At 39.1% G+C, this 17,714-nt stretch carries 15 protein-coding genes; 8 read left to right on the top strand and 7 right to left on the bottom strand.

The features are described 5' to 3' along the window. Nucleotides 1–119 precede the first annotated feature (119 nt). Nucleotides 120–482 (bottom strand): YibL family ribosome-associated protein, encoded by a 363-nt coding sequence (locus QQS39_RS18145; RefSeq protein ID WP_151436451.1) that lies wholly within the window; start codon nt 480–482, stop codon nt 120–122. 111 nt (nt 483–593) lie between these two features. Continuing rightward, nucleotides 594–941, bottom strand: coding sequence for an HNH nuclease YajD (gene yajD / locus QQS39_RS18140; protein ID WP_006534437.1), 348 nt, complete (start codon nt 939–941; stop codon nt 594–596). A gap of 185 nt (nt 942–1,126) precedes the next feature. Here yajD and QQS39_RS18135 point away from each other — a divergent pair, with 185 nt between their 5' ends. Further along, nucleotides 1,127–1,660 carry a DUF2058 domain-containing protein gene (locus QQS39_RS18135; protein WP_285805111.1) on the top strand — a complete coding sequence of 178 codons (534 nt, stop codon included), beginning with the start codon at nt 1,127–1,129 and terminating at the stop codon, nt 1,658–1,660. A gap of 102 nt (nt 1,661–1,762) precedes the next feature. Then, nucleotides 1,763–2,245, top strand: a complete 483-nt coding sequence (locus QQS39_RS18130) for a cold-shock protein (protein WP_151436449.1) — start codon at nt 1,763–1,765, stop codon at nt 2,243–2,245. Nucleotides 2,246–2,255: 10 nt separating this feature from the next. Here QQS39_RS18130 and QQS39_RS18125 read toward each other — a convergent pair whose 3' ends face one another. Beyond that, on the bottom strand, nt 2,256–2,972 hold the full coding sequence (locus QQS39_RS18125) for an RluA family pseudouridine synthase (protein WP_285805110.1): 717 nt from the start codon (nt 2,970–2,972) through the stop codon (nt 2,256–2,258). Nucleotides 2,973–3,097: 125 nt separating this feature from the next. Here QQS39_RS18125 and QQS39_RS18120 point away from each other — a divergent pair, with 125 nt between their 5' ends. The 4 genes from QQS39_RS18120 (at nt 3,098) to QQS39_RS18105 (ending at nt 7,571) form a co-directional block, all read left to right on the top strand. Continuing rightward, nucleotides 3,098–3,343, top strand: a complete 246-nt coding sequence (locus QQS39_RS18120; protein ID WP_285805109.1) for a DUF2543 family protein — start codon at nt 3,098–3,100, stop codon at nt 3,341–3,343. 214 nt (nt 3,344–3,557) lie between these two features. Then, entirely contained in the window at nt 3,558–4,298 is a 741-nt protein-coding gene (locus QQS39_RS18115; protein WP_285805108.1) for a MurR/RpiR family transcriptional regulator, read from the top strand. A 334-nt stretch (nt 4,299–4,632) separates the two neighbouring features. Further along, nucleotides 4,633–6,189 (top strand): PTS transporter subunit EIIC, encoded by a 1,557-nt coding sequence (locus QQS39_RS18110; RefSeq protein WP_109374183.1) that lies wholly within the window; start codon nt 4,633–4,635, stop codon nt 6,187–6,189. Nucleotides 6,190–6,200: 11 nt separating this feature from the next. Beyond that, nucleotides 6,201–7,571, top strand: coding sequence for a class-II fumarase/aspartase family protein (locus QQS39_RS18105; protein ID WP_151436445.1), 1,371 nt, complete (start codon nt 6,201–6,203; stop codon nt 7,569–7,571). An 87-nt stretch (nt 7,572–7,658) separates the two neighbouring features. On the opposite strand, the gene QQS39_RS18100 is transcribed toward QQS39_RS18105, so the two are convergent. Further along, nucleotides 7,659–8,975, bottom strand: coding sequence for a sodium-dependent transporter (locus QQS39_RS18100; RefSeq protein ID WP_151436444.1), 1,317 nt, complete (start codon nt 8,973–8,975; stop codon nt 7,659–7,661). A 616-nt stretch (nt 8,976–9,591) separates the two neighbouring features. Between QQS39_RS18100 and fdhF the strand changes: the two genes are divergently transcribed. After that, nucleotides 9,592–11,760, top strand: coding sequence for a formate dehydrogenase subunit alpha (fdhF, locus tag QQS39_RS18095; protein WP_285805107.1), 2,169 nt, complete (start codon nt 9,592–9,594; stop codon nt 11,758–11,760). Between the two features lie 86 nt (nt 11,761–11,846). On the opposite strand, the gene fdoI is transcribed toward fdhF, so the two are convergent. The 3 genes from fdoI to fdnG are packed head-to-tail and all read right to left on the bottom strand — an operon-like array spanning nt 11,847 to nt 16,487. After that, a complete protein-coding gene (fdoI, locus tag QQS39_RS18090) occupies nt 11,847–12,506 on the bottom strand; it encodes a formate dehydrogenase cytochrome b556 subunit (RefSeq protein WP_151436442.1) in 660 nt (219 codons plus the stop codon). Next, the gene (gene fdxH / locus QQS39_RS18085; RefSeq protein ID WP_099076097.1) at nt 12,503–13,432 is read right to left on the bottom strand and encodes a formate dehydrogenase subunit beta; all 930 of its coding nucleotides are present in this window, start codon (nt 13,430–13,432) and stop codon (nt 12,503–12,505) included. The genes fdoI and fdxH overlap by 4 nt, the downstream gene beginning before the upstream one ends. A gap of 10 nt (nt 13,433–13,442) precedes the next feature. Then, nucleotides 13,443–16,487, bottom strand: a complete 3,045-nt coding sequence (gene fdnG / locus QQS39_RS18080) for a formate dehydrogenase-N subunit alpha (protein WP_151436441.1) — start codon at nt 16,485–16,487, stop codon at nt 13,443–13,445. A 428-nt stretch (nt 16,488–16,915) separates the two neighbouring features. Between fdnG and QQS39_RS18075 the strand changes: the two genes are divergently transcribed. Next, the gene (locus QQS39_RS18075) at nt 16,916–17,632 is read left to right on the top strand and encodes a hypothetical protein (RefSeq protein WP_151436440.1); all 717 of its coding nucleotides are present in this window, start codon (nt 16,916–16,918) and stop codon (nt 17,630–17,632) included. The last annotated feature ends 82 nt before the right edge of the window (nt 17,633–17,714 follow it).

The raw sequence follows: 17,714 nt of genomic DNA, 5'->3' as shown, positions 1-17,714 counted from the left end.
ATCAGGTAGGGTCAATAAAAAAGCTAAGGATAACTGACGGTTCATAACAACGAAAAGTATATTAAGAACCAGCCAGTATTAGTGGGTCTTTGCCGGTTTTAGTTGGAGTAATTTTTTAACTAAAAATCCGTTTTAGAAAAACCAGTCATAACATCTAGCCCCATTTCGCGGCCTAATGCTGTCATTGGATGGACGATTATCAAGCCTCGTACGGCTTTCTTCAGTTTGCCAATATCAGCTTGTTCTTTCTTAGTAATGGGGCGTTTGAATGGCATATCCACCAATTTCTGCGCTTCTTTACTTAGTTTATTGCTACGTACTTCTTTCAAACGAACGATTTCAGTTTCCAGTTCTACTTTTTCTTTCTCAAACTCTGCGTATTTTTCCGCTTCATCTGTCAGCGAGATATTTGCCATTTTGTGGCGAATAAGATCTAAACGGTCACTAAGGAGTTTGATTTTTGCTTTTTCGATTTCTTTCATTATTAATTAACCGTGAACAAATTTCTTGTCGGTAAGTATACACTATTCTGTGTAAGGGCGTGGAAAGGGGATAGATTGGCTTGCTTTGTACCAAAGCAGACACCGCATTCATTATTTTTTCTTGTTCAGCATCGACTTTAAATCTGCAAAAGGATTATAAGTGGCTGCACCTACATCATCCTGTGCATCTTCACCGGCGACAACGGTTGTACCGTACTGGTCTGCTTCTGTGTATTTTGAGTGTTCATGGTCATGGCAAAACAGACACAATAATTCCCAGTTACTGCCATCTTCTGGGTTATTGGTATGGTCGTGATCAATATGATGAACGGTTAGTTCACGTAGATTGGAATAAACGAACTCACGCGCACAACGCCCACATACCCACGGGTAGATTTTCAGTGCTTTTTCACGGTAGCCACTTTCCAACCGTGCATAGTTTTTTGGGATCAGAGCCATTGTTAGTATTACCTGTTATAAGAGAAAGTTTGACGATAGTTTTTCCAATATACTCTGAATGTACGGATAGGTTCAAATCTCACAAGGTCTATTTCCTCTAATAAGCTATCAATCTTACAACCTGATGCACTCTTGGAAATTACAGGTATAATTTCATAAATTATTGAGCAGACTTAGGCATAACAATGGCAAAACTTACCTTACAAGAGCAAATGTTAAAAGCGGGACTTGTGACCAGTAAAAAAATGGCAAAAGTTCAAAGAACAGCGAAAAAATCACGCGTTCAAGCGCGAGAAGCAAGAGAAGCGGTAGAAGAAAATAAAAAAGCCCAACTGGAGCGCGATAAACTGCTTAGTGAGCAACAAAAACAAGCTACATTATCTAAAGAGTATAAAGCGCAAGTTAAGCAACTTATTGAGATGAATAGAATTACGCCAGTCAAAGGCGATATTGATTTTAACTTCACTGACAACAATGTGATTAAAAATATCGTGGTGGATAAATTGACACAATCTCAATTGATTAGTGGACGTCTCGCCATTGCGCGACTGGATAGTGCAGATAAAACTGAATACGCGATTATTCCAGCAAGTGTAGCGGATAAAATTACACAAAGAGATGTGGGCTGTATCTTGTTAAATAACGCACTTAGCGAAACAGAACAAGATGAAGACGATCCTTATGCTGATTTTAAAATCCCAGATGATTTGATGTGGTAATAAGCAAAGTAGCTTATTATCCCAAAGGGCATAGTCTGTATAAGCATTGTGCTTTATACTGCGTCTGAAAATTTTTGTAGATAAACGATTAAGTAGGCGATAATGGCAATGAACGGAATAATCACAAAGTGGTTTGAAGATAAAGGTTTTGGATTTATTAAAGATGAAAACGGTGATAACCGTTATTTTCATGTGATTAAAGTTGCCAACCCTGCTTTGATAAAAACAGATGCAAATGTCACGTTTGAACCAACCACAAATACTAAAGGTCTATCTGCTTACGCGGTGAAAGTGATCCCAGACAGCAAATATGTCTATATTGCTGGTGAGCGAGTTAAGCTGACATCTATTAAATCTTTTCGAATTTATAGTGAAGAGGTATCTGCAGATACACATATCAATAAAGAAAACACCGTACTTTCTGTCGGCACTTTAATGAATAGTATCAGACCAAAATCTGCAGATGATACTCATAATATGCGTACGTTGAGAAAGCTTGCGATCACCACTATGCACGGAACAGAAATCATTTTTACTGAAGATGAACTTGATATCGATGAAACAGTAAAAGCGCTTAAACTGTAAATAGCGATATTTAAAACGGGCTTTCGCTACGCGCTTTTATTGGTGCTTGGCTAATGGGGTGAACAAAATGAAGTTCACTCGCATGCAGCATAAGTCGCGTAGCCCGTTTAGTACCATCCCTTTCTTCTATCAAATCTTCGTCGCACCTGCCATATAAATCACAACCTAAAATAGGATGCCCTATAAACTGGCTGTGAATACGAAGTTGATGCGTTCTCCCTGTTTCAGGCATAAATTGTACTCGCGTTAAAGGCAATAACGTTCCACTTTCTAACGTATGATAAAAATGCTCAATAACACGATAACGAGAGCGTGCAGGTTTGCCATTAACGGGGCAAATCGACATGCGTGGAAACAGAGCCGGATCTTTTGCTATCGGCGCATCGATTATTCCTTCATTCTCATCTAAATACCCACACAGTAGCGCGCTGTATATTTTGGTTACACTGCGCTGGCTAAATTGTTGACACAAAAGAGCATTGATTGCTTTATTGCGTGCGACAACCATCAATCCAGATGTGCCAAAATCAAGCCGATGAACAAGCGTACATCCCGGAAATAACTTTACTAATCGATAATGCACGGAGTCGATATTTTGTGGATTTTTTCCTGATAAGCTCAATAAACCTGTCGGTTTGTTGATAAGTACTAAGTGCTCGTCTTGATAAAGGATCTCGATTTCATCATGGCAAGGTGGGGCAATAAAAGTATCGATAATCGTAGACATCGGCTTATCCGCAGCAAAAGAAGGAAATGGATGATAGCGAATTTTAGGTTAACAGGCGAATGTAGAGATATACTCTTAGTAATTTGAATATGACGAGTATAAACGTTAATCCTTGGGGACAAACTATGAATAATGAAATCCACTTTAAATATTATGATATGGTCGAAGAATATGCGATGGAGTCGCTAGAGCCTGTTGCTGAGGCCGAAGAAGATGCACTTGCTCTCTACTTCCAGTTACTTCTTACTCGATTAATGAATAACGAAGAAATTAGTGAAAACGCACAGCAAGAGATGGCAAAAGAAGCGGGTATTGATAAAAAACGCATTGATGATATCGCCATGTTTCTTAACCGCTGGGGTAACGAATAACACGTATTGAGCTCATTAAAAAATGGGCTCAATATTATCCTAATTCACAAAATATCACTCTGATCCTACATAACTGTATGATTTAACGTATACTCGTTATGTATTTTATTTCACATAAACTCGCAAAAAGAACAGAACCATTTTGTTGATGCTTGCTGTTTTCATAAGCTTACTGTTTTCATAAGATAGTTTAGATTAATTTATTGGGTGAGATATGCTGGATTTTTTAAAAAATTATGACAATTTAACGATCAGCGAAAAGAAAGTATTAAAATATCTCACCGATAATATTGCGGATATTCCGTATTTAAATATTAATGATTTAGTTGCTAAAACCTTTGTATCAAAAACGGTTATCATTAATTTATCGCAAAAGTTAGGGTTCAGTGGATTTAAAGAGCTTAAATTCCAAATTAATAATTATATTTTGACAAAAAATAAAGTCGAAAAAACCCATGCGGCGTCTTATAAAAAACAATTAGAAAAAAACATTCATAAAACATTTACCTTAATTAATGAAGAACAAATTCAGGAGTGTGCAAAAACCTTACGTCATTCTAGGAATATTTTTATTGTTGCAAGAGGCACAAGCAAAGCCGTAGGGTATTATCTTGAACACCTATTGTTTGCATTAGGTCTACATTGCTTTTTTATTAATGATTACAATTTATCTGATTCGTTTACACGTCTTGTTAATGAAGACGACACCGTTATCTTTATCTCTCTTTCTGGTGGCACCAAAAAAATCATCGAGACAGCAAAAATCGTACAATTAAAAGATGCTAACATTATTAGTATGACAGCATTTAATACCAATGAATTAACCAGTTATGCAACTCATGCTCTATTTTGTTTTGCTGATAATCATGATACTAAAAAAGATGATACCAAATCCCGTATTGGCTTTTTTATGCTGGTGGATTTACTGATTAATGAGTTAGAAAATCTACTTTAAAAAGAGATAACAGCCTCTATATAATTTATTAAATACTCTTTTTAATGATTAAATCGTGAATAGTATTAATATATCCCGCTAGATTACTCGTTGTTTATTTTAAAATAGCCTTGCTTTTCAATATTAATTCCCAACCCTAAAATAAATATTATTTAATAGAATAAAATAATTTATTTATGGCTCTTTATTACGTCGATAATTAACAAAAAGACCTAAGTCATAAAATCTGACCTGAGATAATATTTAAAACCAGCGCGTCATTCATTTCCTATAATCCCTAAGATAGAGTACCTCGGTAATTCTTTTATATTCGAGAAGTCATAAGGAAAAAAATATGGCCAGGAAAAAGTTCAGCGAATCTATTCAGCGCTTTGGTAGAACCCTACTTCTACCTATCGGCGTATTGGCACCTATTGGTATGATCTTAGGGATCAGTGGTGCTTTAGTTCAGTCTTATATGATTGCACGCTTTCCTTTTTTAGGGAATGAAACAGTCAATGCTTTATTAGTGAGTATCCGTTCTATTGCTGGCGTTGTGTTTGACAACATTCCCCTCTTGTTTGCAATGGGGGTGGCATATGGTATGAGCCACAAAGATAAGGGGATCGCGGTCTTTGCCTCTGTTGTCGGCTATTTAACCTTGATAAGTACTATCAATATCTGGCTGGTATTGACAGGAAAGCTTGCTGATCCTGCGATTATGACGCAAGTGGGGCAAATCAAGGTTCTTGGTATACAAACCATGAATATCAGTGCCGCAGGGGGGATTATCACGGGATTAATTGCCGCATGGGCAACGGATAAATTCTACAACCTTGAATTACCAACGGCATTTGCCTTCTTCTCAGGAAAAAAATCAGTCGCCATTATTATGGTCGGATTGATGATAGGCGTAGGTGCACTATTGCCATTTATTTGGGAAGTCTTAGTCATGGGCTTAACTAAGCTCTCGGCTGTCTTCTTAAGCCCTGTCGGACCTTTCTTTACCGCGGGTGGCGAGCGTCTGTTTATTCCATTTGGTTTACACCATGTTTGGAACGTTCTGTTTAGATTTACTGAAGCCGGTGGTTCTTATGTCATTGAAGGTCAAACCTATGTGGGTGTGGTACCTGCAATGACAGAAGTGTTATTCAACCAAGGGCCAAGTAGTGAATATTGGGCAATGATGCCAAGCCTAACGCGCTTTATGGCTCAACAACAAATGTTGGTGACGCTGTTCCTGTTCCCTGCGATTGCATTAGCAATTTATAAAACCTCGAAGAAAGAAAATCGCGCTGAAGTTAAATCGATGCTGGTGACGATGGTCTTAACGGCAATGTTGGGTAACGTTACCGAACCACTTGAATTTACCTTCGTCTTTATCGCACCGTTACTTTACTTAATTTACGCGATTATCGTCGGTATTGGCGCTGTTCTGCTCTCTTTTGCGGGTGTTGCGATCGGTTATATCCGAGGCACCGTCTTTGACTTCACTATCTTTGGATTACTGTACGAACACACTAACTGGATCTTCTTAGTGCTGATTGGTAGTGCGCTGGCTGTTGTGACCTACTTTATTTTCTACTGGGCTATTGTCAAATTTGATATCAAAACACCGGGTAGAGAAGAATCAAGCAATATGAAAAATACGCTAATCAAAGAAAAACGTTATGGCGAAATTGCAGAAATTCTTATTCAAGCGTTAGGTGGCAAACAAAATATTCGTAATGTTGATAACTGTATTACGCGACTACGTATCGATATTAATGAAGTTAATCAAATAGATAAAGAGTTAATGTTAGAGTCTGGTTGTACGGCATTCTTCTTTCCGGCAGCAAACCATGTCCATGTCGTTTATGGCCCTAAAGTCGAATTTGTTCGCAATGCTGTTGATGAAGCAATGAAGAAATAAAAGGATATATGATGAGAGCGTTATACGATTCTAAAAGTAAAACAATCGACGATCGCGGTATAAAAAATCTGCTGTCTAATGAAGCAAAATATTCTACTTGGTTGATGTTTGAAGCCATGTTAGCGCAAGCACAAGCTGAATACGGTTTTATTCCACAGTCTGCCGCAGATGAAATTAAAGAAAAGGCGATTATTGAGAATATCGATTTCGAAGAGATGAACCGTATTTATCAAAAAATCGGTCATGGCTTTGTGCCTTTCTTAAAAGTACTGGTAAATGCATGCTCTGAAGAGAGTGGTAAATATGTACACTACGGCATTACCACTCAAAATATACAGCAAAGTTCACAGCTGTATATGATGAAAACGGTACACGATAAGTTCATGTTATTGTTAAGCGAGATCATCGAAAACTTATCAAATCTTGCTGAAAGAACCAAACATATGGTGATGGCAGGTAGAACGCACGGTCGTCATGCTATTCCGATTACTTATGGCTATAAAGTATCTGTTTGGATCAGCGATTTTATTGATTGCTACCAGCGTATGAAAGAGTGCGAAAAGCGTGTATTCACTATCATGATGGGTGGTGCGGTAGGTGCTTTTAACTCCATGCCTGAAGTGGGAATGAAAGTACAAAAACGCGTTGCTGAATTAGTGGGTATGCAAGCAATGGAAGTGCCATCACGTAACCTCAGTACGCATAAATTAGAGTACATGATGAACTTGGCATTGATGGCAAATATCTGCCATAAAATTGGTGAAGAAGTGTATAGCACCACGTTAGAAGAGATTGCTGAGGTTTCTGAAGGATTTACAAAAGGCACAGTGGGCAGTAGCACGATGCCTCATAAAATTAATCCAAAATTAGCCAAAGGTATTATTGCTAACTCACAAAAACTTTACTCATTACCGAATGTGGGGATGTATTCTGCGGTAAGACCATACGAGGGCGATAGCAGCTCTTATATGTTATTCGATGGCTTAATTGAAGAAGCCTTAGAATTAACAACAGAAATTCTCTTAAGAACAGAAGAGCTTTCAAGAACCATCGTTCCTCATGAAGAGAGAATGCTACATAACGTGATGAGAAATAAGGGTTTAGATAATACCGAATACGTTATGATGAAAATGGCAGAAAAATTAGGGAAAGATAAAGCGCACTCACTGTTATATGAAGAAGCCATTAAAACGGCAGCAGACGGTGAAGATTTTTATACTAACCTAATGAAGAATGAAACCATTACTGCCGCCTTTAATGCAGATGAAATTAAGGCAATGCTTGATCCTCGTTCTTATATCGGTTTATCCGTTGAACTTGCTGAAAAAGAAGCAAAACGTGGATTAGTGATTTCTCAAGAAATTAAACAAAGTTATAAATAAGTAGTAAAAACCATCAAGTATCCATAAATAAATCATTATCAGTTAAGTCGAGAGCCACTTATTTGAGTGGCTCTTTTTTGTTGAGAGTTAACCAATTAAACCATGCACTAAAATAATACCGATACAAATAGGACCAATATAACGCCATACCAATAATAAGCTTTGACGTTTTAATCCCGTGATATTTTCAGGAATAAATGCATTCGCTCTGCGTGACCAACCAAAGATCAAACACATTGCGATACCAAACAGTGGCATCAAAATATTAGACGTCAGGTAATCCAACAAATCGAAGACTGTTTTGCCCCCCAGAGTCACATTACTCATAGGTCCAAAAGATAATGACACTGGAATACCCATCAACATAATAGAAGCGGTAACCACTAATCCAGCACGACGACGAGTCCATTGAAAACGCATTTGTACGTAAGCGACGATATGTTCCAGTAACGAAATTGCAGAGGTTAACGCTGCCATTAACAACAAGATAAAGAACGTCACAGCTAAAATATTACCACCAGGCAAGTTGGCAAAATAAACTGGCATGGTCATAAAGGTTAAACCGGGACCAGCATTAGGCTCTAAGCCTGCGGCAGATAATGCAGGAAAAATCATTAATCCGGCAAGTACACACACCATACAAGACAAAATAACCACCCACATACTGGAGTTAGCGATGCCTTTATTATCTGCTAAATAAGCACTGTAAGTGATGTGAATACCTAAACCGATAGACAGTGAGAAGAAAGCTAACCCTAATGCATCTAATACGCCTTGAGGCGTTAACTTACTGAAATCAGGGTATAAAAATAATTTTAAACCTTCAGACGAACCAGGTAAGCTGATGCCGACAATAATCAATAAAATCATAATGATAAATAACATTGGCATCATGATTTTGACAGCTTTTTCTAATCCACGTTGTACACCAGCTAAAACCACAAAACAGGTTAATCCCGCAAAGACAAGGTGAGCCAAAATAGGCCATAAAGGATCACTAATAAAGCGGGTAAAAATACCTGTTAATTCAGCGCTATCTGTAATATTTAACTGACCTGTTGCCGCCATAACGGTATAGCCAATTGTCCAACCACCGACAACGCTATAGAAGCTATAAATACACCATGAACTGAATACACCAATAACGCCGATAATGACCCAATTACGTCCCATCATTCTTTTAAATGCGTTAACAGCTTCAGCGTGTGTGCTACTGCCTAAAATATTCTCAGCCAGTAATACCGCAAGCCCGATAATAAAACTGAATAATAAGAAGACGATTAAGAATGCGCCACCCCCATTATTGGCAGCGACATAAGAAAACTTCCAGATTGCGCCAATACCGATTGCAGAGCCTGCGGCTGCTAAGATATGACCTACACGAGATGTCCATTGCTGGCTCATTTTGCCCCCTGAGTTATCGAATGAGTGATAGAGGCTATTGCCATACAGTGGCTTATTGGTAAGACGTTGTTACTCATCATCCTAATGGTGAAACTAAACATCGTAGAACTCCCCTAAAAAATCAGTTCCACCAGTAGGTTACAAATAAAAAAGCCACCTGACTGGTGGCTTTTGCAAAAAAATGAACGCGCTCGGCCACCTAACGAAGGAGTAGTAGGTTTAGGCCTAAAAGTCGGTTATTTGTGTTCATATTCATTTTTTTGCTCTTTATTGAAATGGATATCATCGCAATGCAATATGAAATATTGTTTTTCAAAATGCGTATTTATTATTTATATCATAAATTCAAACTAAAGAAATAAATTTTATTAGAATTCAGTGTTAATTTTTATTTCTAAATGTTTATCTGGTTCCAATAACTGAAAGCTGTAATAAGTTATAGAATTAACCTGATTTGTGTAAGGTGAGCATCGGCAAAAATGTCGAAACAGTTATTAAATATTATTTTATTTTTATATCTTATTGATTATATTTAAAAAATTAATTGGCATAATTCCTGCTTAGTTGAAAGTTCTTTATGACTCTTTTACTCCCTAGTTAGGGGAAAGGATATCAAATGAACAAAATCAACTCCGTCTGTCCTTATTGTGGCGCTGGCTGCAAAATCAATCTCTGTGTCGAAAATGGTCGCATAATCAAAGCCGAAGGTGCCAATGGTGTCACCAATCAAGGCGAACTTTGCTTAAAAGGGCTATATGGTTGGGATTTCCTTAATGACAACAAATTGCTGACAGCCAGAATTCATGAGCCGATGATCCGCCGACAAAAAGGGGCTGGTTTTGAAATTGTGAGTTGGAATGAAGCTATTCAATTTACGGCACAAAAATTACTGGAAATAAAAGAAAAATACGGTGCGAAATCCATCATGTGTACGGGTTCTTCTCGTGGTACAGGGAATGAAACCAACTTTGTGATGCAGAAATTTGTGCGTGCAGTATTAGGTAATAATAATGTCGATTGTTGTGCGCGTGTTTGCCATGGACCTTCTGTTGCTGGTTTGCAAGAAACATTAGGTAATGGTGCCATGAGCAACTCTATTGCTGATATTGAAGATTCAGATTGCTTATTAGTGTTTGGCTATAACTGTGCAGATTCTCATCCTATTGTGGCGCGTCGTGTGGTTAAAGCGAAACAAAAGGGTGCCAAAATTATCGTTTGTGATCCTCGTAAAATCGAAACCGCCAAAATTGCTAACCAATATTTACCATTAAAAAATGGTACTAATATGGCGTTAGTCAATGCCTTCGCATACACGCTAATTGATGAAGATCTTTATGATAAAGACTATGTGAGCCAATACACAGAAGGTTTTGAAGAATATAAAAAACAACTCGTAGACTATAGCCCTGAAGCTGTGCAAGATATTGTCGGCATTCCTGCTATTGAAATTCGTAAAGCAATGCGCACTTATGCGGGCGCTAAAACGGCCACTATTATGTGGGGAATGGGCGTCACACAGTTTGGTCAAGCGGTTGATGTGGTAAAAGGGTTATCAGGTCTTGCTTTATTAACAGGAAATTTAGGTAAACCGCATGTGGGTGTTGCACCCGTTCGTGGGCAAAATAATGTTCAAGGTGCCTGTGATATGGGCGTTTTACCGAATATGTTTCCGGGATACCAGTATGTGACTGACGAAGAAACCCGTAAAAAATTTGCACAAGCATGGAATATTCCTGTTGAACAACTCGATCCAGATGTGGGATATCGCATTACCGAAGTCCCTCATTTAGCCATTGAAGGTAAGGTGAAAGCCTATTACATCATGGGTGAAGATCCACTCCAAACAGAGGCAGATTTAGGCTTAGTGAGAAAGGGCTTTGAAGCGCTCGATTTTGTAGTAGTTCAAGATATCTTTATGACCAAAACAGCAGAGCAAGCGGATGTGATTTTACCGTCAACTAGCTGGGGTGAACATGCGGGTATCTTTACGTGTGCCGATAGAGGCTTCCAACGTTTTGAAAAAGCCATTGAACCTAAGGGCAATGTAAAACGAGATTGGGAGATCATCAGTTTACTCGCCACTGAAATGGGCTATCCGATGTCTTATGAAAATAACGAAGAGATCTGGAATGAAGTTAGAGCATTATGCCCACTATTTTTTGGTGTCACTTATGAAAAATTGGCAGGCTTAGCGCATATTCAATGGCCTTGTACCGATATTGAAGATAAGGGAACGCCTTATTTGTATTCTGGTAACCACTTCACCACACCATCAGGTAAAGGTAAATTGTTTGCGACACCGTGGCGCGCACCGGCTGAATTACCTGATGCGGATTATCCGATGATCCTATCAACCGTGCGTGAAGTTGGGCATTACTCATGTCGCTCCATGACGGGTAACTGTAAAGCATTGGCATCATTAGCCGATGAACCAGGTTATGTCCAAGTTCACCCTGATATTGCTCAAAAAGCGGGGATTCGTGATCAGGAAATTGTCTGGGTTGAATCTCGTCGCGGTAAAGTGATGTCACGCTGTAATATAAATGAAACCATTAATAAACAAGCCATTTATATGACCTATCAATGGTGGATTGGTGCGTGTAATGAACTGACTCAGGATAATCTTGATCCGGTATCAAAAACACCTGAAACCAAATATTGTGCGGCTAAAGTGATTAAAATTGATGATCAAAAATGGGCAGAAAGCCAAGTTTCTCAACATTATCACACCATGAGAAGCCGTTTAATTAACTTAGTAGAGCAAGCAAAAACAGTGACGCATTAAGTTGAACGTATATTAACAATAGAAATGGAGGCCATTAAGCCTCCATTTTTTTCTCACATTTATGTTATAGAAACAAAAGCGGTTTATTATTTTTGGTTTAATTTGCTTTCAGCTTCTTTTTTTTCTTCTTCTAAAATCTCACGATACCAACGCGGGTGATGTTTTTTCGCCCAACCACGCGTTACCCAGCCTTCAATCATGCTACGAATTGAACCTTTTACCCAAAACGCGGCGTAAGCATGAACAATCACCGTAATGATCAGTAAAATGGCAGACAGTGAGTGAGCCAGCAAAGCAATGCGAATAACAGGAATAGAGAAATAATCGGCAAAATAAGGTCGCCAAATAATTATCCCGCTAACGGTCAGAACAATAAGGCTGAGACTTAATGTCCAATAAATTCCTTTTTGACCTAAGTTGTAATGCCCAATATCGCCTGCTTCTTCATTTTGCAGCACTTTATGGATATTTTTTGCCCACACTAAATCATCTTTATCAACAGAGTTATACTTGAAGTATCTAAAAAACATAAAGATAAAGAAAAACACCATCGCAACACCCGTAAATGGATGCAGTAAACGCGAAAGTTGCGGTGTACCTAAAATATTCATAAACCAATTTAGAGATGGGAAGAAAAAGCCCAGCCCACTAAAGGCGGTAAAGACAAAGAAAATCGCCACAACCCAGTGATTGATTCGCTCTGAGGCCGTATGACGAAGGATTTTATCGCTCTTCTTCTTCATTATTTCTGCTCCTCTTTGTTCACTGAATTTTGTGATGCTTCCATCTCTTTTTGCGCCTCTTCTTCATCTTCTTCGGTGGTATGGTTAGGACCAATACCTAAATAATGGAACATTGCCCCCGCAAAGGTGGCTGCAAAACCTACAGCGGCTAATGGTTTCCAAATGCCTTTCCAGAATTTCACTGTTGAGCTAATTTCTGGGTTTTCTGGTAAACCATGATACAAGTTAGGTCTATCCGCATGATGAAGAACATACATCACATGAGTTCCGCCAACGCCTTGTGGATCGTATAAACCGGCTTTGTCATAACCTCGTGTATTGAGTTCAGCAACACGCTCATTTGCAAGATGCGTCATTGCCTCTTTAGAGCCAAAATGAATGGCACCAGTAGGACAGGTTTTTACACAGGCAGGCTCTTGGCCTACTTCAACACGATCAACACAAAGTGTGCATTTGTAAGCGCGATTATCTTCTTCATTAATACGAGGGACATCGAAAGGACAACCCGCAATGCAGTAGCCACAACCAATACAGTGCTCTGATTGGAAATCGACAATACCGTTAGCGTATTGCACAATAGCGCCTTCTGATGGGCATGCTTTTAAACAGCCCGGATCAGCACAGTGCATACAGCCATCTTTACGAATTAACCATTCCAGCTTGCCATTTTCTTCTACTTCAGAAAAACGCATCACTGTCCACGACTTAGCCGTTAAATCCATTGGGTTATCGTAAACACCAACGTTAAGACCAACTTTATCGCGAATGTCGTTCCATTCAGAACAGGCAACCTGACAGGCTTTACAGCCAATGCACGTTGTCACATCGATAAGTTTTGCCACCTCTTCCTTAAAGTCACGTACCTGAGGTGCTGGCGTCAGGGAATTGGTTGCAGAACGACGAATAATATCTTGAGATTGTAATGACATCAGTTTCCCCTTATGCCTTTTCGATATTAACTAAAAACGCTTTATATTCAGGTGTGAATGAGTTTGCATCACCCACTGATGGCGTTAATGTATTGGCAAGGAAACCTTTGCGAGTTGCGCCCTCAAAGCCCCAGTGACAAGGAATACCGATAGTATCGACAACTTTGCCATTAATCGTCAGTGGTCTAATACGCTTAGTAACAACGGCTTTGGCTTTGATATAGCCACGTTTAGCACTGACTTTAACTTCATCGCCTGCCACAATGCCTTTACGAGAAGCAAGATGCTCGCCAATTTCGATAAACTGATCAGGCTGTGCAATAGCATTGATTAATGAATGTTTTGTCCAATGACGGAATAATTCAGTAATCGAATAGGTTGTAGCAACATAAGGGAATTCATCAGCCTTACCTAAATGTTCTGCATCATAACTGTATAAACGCGCGACAGGGTTACGAGAGACGTTCGGGTGCAAAATATTCTCTTCTGTTGGTGATTCAAACGGTTCGTAGAATTCAGGGAATGGACCATCAGCCATTTTATCAACAGCAAATAAGCGTCCCATACCTTCGGGCTGCATAATGAATGGACCTACACCGCTATTTGGTGCTGCATTGTTATAGTCTGGTACATCAGGGCCAACCCATTGATTACCATTCCATTTGATAAGCTGGCGTTTTTCATCCCATGGTTGACCTTGTGGATCAACAGATGCACGGTTATATAACACGCGACGGTTTTGCGGCCATGCAAAAGCCCAACCTGGCGTACAACCTAAGCCTGATGGATCTGCATTATCACGGTTCGCCATTTGGTTGCCTTTTTCAGTCCAACAACCGGAATAAACCCAACAGAAACTGGCGGTTGAACCGTCTGATTTAAGCTGGTGGAAACCGTCAAGTTGTTGTCCTTTTTTAAACAACAATTTGCCTGCATCATCGTAAATATCACGCATGGCTTGACCATTCGCTTCTTTCGCCACTTCTTCAGGCTGTGGATCGTAAGGGTCAACGTAGTTCCAAGACAGATTCATTACAGGCTCAGGGAAAACACCGCCTTCTTCACGATAAAGCTCGCGCAGACGCATTAACAAATGCCCTAAAATTTTGCCATCATGCCATGCTTGTGCTGGTGGTTTAGCGCCAGCCCAGTGCCATTGTAACCAGCGGCCTGAGTTTGCAATCGAGCCATTTTCTTCCGCAAAACACGATGAAGGTAAACGGAAAATTTCAGTTTGAATATCTTTTGGTGAGACTTCATTCATCTCGCCGTGGTTTTGCCAAAAATTAGAGGATTCAGTCACTAACGGATCAATGACAACCATATATTTCAGCTTAGCTAATGCGGCACTGCATTTATTTTTATCCGCAAATGCAGCTAATGGGTTAAAACCTTGAACGATATAACCATTCATTTTGCCATCGATCATCAACTGGGTTTGCGCCATGATATCGTAGCTTTTATCCCATTTTGGTAACCAGTGATAACCCCACTCATTACTTTCTGTCGCGCTATCTCCCCAGAAGCTTTTTAGTAAACTAATAAAGAAATCAGGGGTTCTTTTCCAGTAGTTAACTTGGTCTGCAACAACCGTTTTTGGTGTTACTTGGGATAAGTAAGTCTCTAATGAAGTCTGCTTTTCATTAGGCAGAGGCATATAACCCGGTAGGTTTAATGATAATAAACCCAGATCACTATAACCTTGGATATTAGAGTGCCCACGTAACGCATTGACGCCACCACCCGGCATACCCACGTTACCGAGTAATAACTGGATCATACCCGCAGCACGAATGGTTTGCGCACCACCAGTATGGTGAGTCCAACCTAGGGCATAAAGAATGGTAGAGGTTCTGTCTTTTACGCTGGTAGACGCAAGTGCTTCACAGATATAAGCAAAGTCTTCTAATGGCGTACCACAAAGCGTGGTGACAATTTCAGGGGTATAACGTGAGACGTGCTGTTTTAAAAGATTCCACACACAACGAGGATGTTGCAGCGAATCATCTCTTAATGCCAAGCCATTTTCATCAAGTTCATAATGCCATGAGGTTTTATCATAGCTTTGGTTTTCTTTATCAAACCCACTGAAAAGACCTTCATCAAAGCTATAATCATCACGCACAATAAGAGGTGCATTCGTATAGGCTTTGACATATTCATGCTGAATTTTATTGTGTTTAATTAGGTAATTAATTACACCTAATAAAAAGGCGGTATCAGAGCCAGCACGAATAGGAGAATAGAGGTCGGCAACGGAAGCACTACGGTTAAAACGGGGATCGACAACGATAACCTTCGCATTGTTCTTAATTTTAGCTTCGATGACCCATTTAAAACCAACGGGGTGCGCTTCAGCAGGGTTACCACCCATGATCAGCACAACGTTAGCGTTTTTAATATCAACCCAGTTATTGGTCATTGCACCACGACCAAAGGTTGGTGCTAATGCAGCAACTGTTGGTGCATGGCAAAGTCTCGCCTGACAATCGATAGCAATCATGCCTAATGAGCGAGAAAATTTATTATCTAAAATACCTGTTTCATTGCTGGCGGCAGATGAACAAAGCATACCGGTTGTTAGCCAACGGTTAACTTCTTGCCCTTTCTCATTATGGGTGACAAAGTTTTCATCGCGGTCTTTTTTCATTAAACGGGCAATTTTATCAATCGCTTCATTCCATGAGATGCGTTCCCACTTATCAGAGCCAGGTCTACGATATTCAGGATATTTCAGGCGATTTTCACTATGGATATAATCAACAAGACCTGCTCCTTTCGGACATAAAGAGCCTCGGCTAACAGGATGATCAGGGTCACCTTCAATGTGATAAATACTTTTATCGACATTTTTTGCGCCATCCCCAAGGCTATACATCAAAATACCGCAACCCACAGAGCAATAAGTACAGTTATTACGGGTTTCTACCGAACGTAACAGTTTATATTGACGAGAGCTTGCCGCAGCTTCTGGCGAAAAACCAAGTAATGCAGCAGAAGTACCAGCCATACCGCCAGCACAGATCTTAAAGAACGATCTCCGACTGATTTGCATCAGAGTCTCCTTGTTAATTGATAAATAACACCCGTACCGGGCGTTTAAAAAACGTCCAGTAAAGATACGATTTCATTTTTCAATCATTCAAGACAGACCTGAGTATCGTTTTGTGAACTCAATGTGATGAACTACTACTTAAAATGACGTTGGTGATTATAACGAGGAAAAAAAATAAATCCATACTAACAATGCGGATACAAATTATATTAAAAAATAACAATTTAGTTTGATTTCCGTCATGTTAAATAACTAATTTTTCAATTAGCACACAAGATGAAAATGCGTCTTAAATCGATTAAACAGGTGCTTGAAATAAAACTCCATTTTTACCTTTTTTATGAAGATTTTTTACTGTAAAACTTGATTTTAAATGCCACTCAAACCAAAGTACGAGTGACTATTTTATTCTTAATTAAGGTGTGCGGATGGCATATGAATTCCTGACACAAGCAACACTCAAAAAATTAGCAACAGGTGAAACTTGGCAACGACAAGTCAATGATGAAAGCATTTTTGATGTCAGCTTAAATGCGGGACAATTAATGATTGGTCAGCCTGAAATTGAGGAAAGCTTTATTCTCTTTAGCCAGAAGCTAATGGCTTATTGTGAGCTGCTTGCACTTAAGTTTCCATTTATTGAATTTGCTCAGTCACAGGAATTTCATTCCACGTTATTAACGATTTCTAATCAACAAAATGAACAGTTTAAACAGCAACAACCCACATTATTGGCATGGTGCCATGAGATTGCCCAAATCTTTAATCAAACAAAACGAATTGAAATTTCATTTAATAACGTTGTGTTAACGTCTAATGGCAGTGTGATATTAACGGGTGTTTCAAAGGAATTAGAACAATTTAGACAAAAGGTTTATCAGCAGATCCCCATCGATAGCACTCTTCATAAAAATATTATTCATATCACGCTTGGGCGATTATGTGAAAATACGTCATCAGCAAAAATGAAGTCGCTTTATAATGAGTTAGAGCAGAGCCGATCATCATTAATGTTTTATGATATTAATACCTCTATCGTTATTCGACATCCAAAATTTGTGGTGAGTAAAGGATCACTTTCATCTGAAGTGCAATTAGGTTTAACGATGCAGTTTAATCAGTTATGGCCATTTAGGTGTTATTAATAGTAAATATTAAATAGTCTTTTTCTTTTTGTGACTAAAGCGATATGGCTAATTGGTATATAATCCGGCAATTCTTTTTATT

It is taken from the genome of Proteus appendicitidis (genome assembly GCF_030271835.1).
Taxonomy (GTDB): Bacteria; Pseudomonadota; Gammaproteobacteria; order Enterobacterales; family Enterobacteriaceae; genus Proteus; species Proteus appendicitidis.
The sequence above is the reverse complement of the archived record's forward strand: the minus strand, read 5'-3'. Positions and strand labels throughout refer to the sequence as shown.

Excerpts from the sequence above, each read along its gene's own strand:
- yajD (WP_006534437.1), bottom strand. The coding sequence starts at position 941 with ATGGCTCTGATCCCAAAAAACTATGCACGGTTGGAAAGTGGCTACCGT.
- fdnG (WP_151436441.1), bottom strand. The coding sequence starts at position 16,487 with ATGCAAATCAGTCGGAGATCGTTCTTTAAGATCTGTGCTGGCGGTATG.
- QQS39_RS18075 (WP_151436440.1), top strand. The coding sequence starts at position 16,916 with ATGGCATATGAATTCCTGACACAAGCAACACTCAAAAAATTAGCAACA.
- QQS39_RS18120 (WP_285805109.1), top strand. The coding sequence starts at position 3,098 with ATGAATAATGAAATCCACTTTAAATATTATGATATGGTCGAAGAATAT.
- QQS39_RS18115 (WP_285805108.1), top strand. The coding sequence starts at position 3,558 with ATGCTGGATTTTTTAAAAAATTATGACAATTTAACGATCAGCGAAAAG.
- fdxH (WP_099076097.1), bottom strand. The coding sequence starts at position 13,432 with ATGTCATTACAATCTCAAGATATTATTCGTCGTTCTGCAACCAATTCC.
- QQS39_RS18130 (WP_151436449.1), top strand. The coding sequence starts at position 1,763 with ATGGCAATGAACGGAATAATCACAAAGTGGTTTGAAGATAAAGGTTTT.
- QQS39_RS18135 (WP_285805111.1), top strand. The coding sequence starts at position 1,127 with ATGGCAAAACTTACCTTACAAGAGCAAATGTTAAAAGCGGGACTTGTG.
- fdhF (WP_285805107.1), top strand. The coding sequence starts at position 9,592 with ATGAACAAAATCAACTCCGTCTGTCCTTATTGTGGCGCTGGCTGCAAA.
- QQS39_RS18145 (WP_151436451.1), bottom strand. The coding sequence starts at position 482 with ATGAAAGAAATCGAAAAAGCAAAAATCAAACTCCTTAGTGACCGTTTA.
- QQS39_RS18105 (WP_151436445.1), top strand. The coding sequence starts at position 6,201 with ATGAGAGCGTTATACGATTCTAAAAGTAAAACAATCGACGATCGCGGT.
- QQS39_RS18125 (WP_285805110.1), bottom strand. The coding sequence starts at position 2,972 with ATGTCTACGATTATCGATACTTTTATTGCCCCACCTTGCCATGATGAA.
- QQS39_RS18100 (WP_151436444.1), bottom strand. The coding sequence starts at position 8,975 with ATGAGCCAGCAATGGACATCTCGTGTAGGTCATATCTTAGCAGCCGCA.
- QQS39_RS18110 (WP_109374183.1), top strand. The coding sequence starts at position 4,633 with ATGGCCAGGAAAAAGTTCAGCGAATCTATTCAGCGCTTTGGTAGAACC.